We start from the raw sequence: 1,298 nt of genomic DNA, 5'->3' as shown, positions 1-1,298 counted from the left end.
CGTTCTTACTGGTCTTTTTGCTGTGGCCAGTGGGCCTGGTGATTTACACCGCGTTTGTGACCGAAACCGGTGCGCTGACGCTGGGGCATTTCAGCAATTTCTTTAATCAGGGCTTGCTGCGCGAGGCATTTTTTAACAGCCTGAGCGTGGCGTTGGCGTCGGTGGTGTTTGCCTCGATCATCGCGGTGCCGCTGGCTTACCTGACGGTGCGCTTCGAGTTTCGTGGTGCCTTGCTGATCCAGACCTTGGGCGTGCTGCCCCTGATCATGCCACCGTTTGTGGGCGCGGTGGCGCTGCAGCTGATCTTTGGGCGCAGTGGCTCGGTCAATCTGTTGCTCAACGATTGGTTTGGCTTCAGCGTGCCGATCATGGACGGGCTGGTCGGGGTCACCTTTGTGGAAAGCATTCACTACTTTCCGTTCATCCTGCTGAACCTGGTGGCGGCGATGCGCAACATTGATGGCGCGATGGAAGAGTCGGCATTGAACCTGGGGGCCAAGGGCTGGCGGCTGTTCTGGCGCATCATCTTTCCGCTGTCCTTGCCCGGTTACCTGGCCGGGGCGGCGCTGGTCTTTGTGAAGGTGTTTGACGACCTGGGCACGCCGTTGGTGATGGGGGTCACCAACATGCTGGCGCCGCAGGCCTACCTGCGCATCACCTCGGTGGGCATTGAAGACCCGCTGGGTTATGTCATCAGCGTGATCATGATTTCGCTCTCGATTCTGGCGCTGTGGATGGCAGCCAGAGTGATGAAGGGCAAGGATTACTCAACGCTGCAAAAAGGTGGCAACTCGCTGCAACGGCGGAACTTGCGCGGGTGGGAAGCAGTGCTCGCCTATGGCTGGGTGCTGTTGGTGCTGCTGGTCACGCTGGCCCCGCACTTTGGCATTTTGTTGATGTCATTTGCCAAGGTGTGGAGCTTCTCGGTGTTGCCCGATGCCTACACGTTGGCGCATTACGCCACGGTGTTCAACGACTCGCAATCGATGATCGTCAACACGCTCAAATACTGCCTGATGTCGGCCGGGCTGGACATTGTGCTGGGCACATCAATAGCCTACCTGATTTACCGCACGCAGCTGCCGGCGCGCCAGTGGCTGGACTACCTGGCCTCGATCGCGCTGGCGATTCCAGGGCTGGTGCTGGCCATTGGCTATCTGCGGCTGTTCAAGGGCGTGAATGTGCCGTTTTCCGACACGCCGATGGTCGGCACCTGGGTGTTGATCATGATGGCCTATGCGGTGCGACGCTTGCCCTACGCGTTGCGCTCCTGCATGGCGGCGCTGCAGCAGGTGCAT

Annotated in this window: 1 protein-coding gene; it reads left to right on the top strand. The window is 59.5% G+C overall.

Annotation, left to right across the window (positions count from 1 at the left end; translation table 11 throughout):
* Positions 1-1,298 (top strand): iron ABC transporter permease (locus KBF66_RS15665; RefSeq protein ID WP_296659209.1); only part of this gene is annotated, 1,298 nt, incomplete at both ends.

Origin of the sequence: Rhodoferax sp., from assembly GCF_018063565.1 — a bacterium.
Lineage (GTDB): Bacteria > Pseudomonadota > Gammaproteobacteria > Burkholderiales > Burkholderiaceae_C > Rhodoferax.
This window is presented reverse-complemented; position numbering and strand designations above follow the sequence as displayed.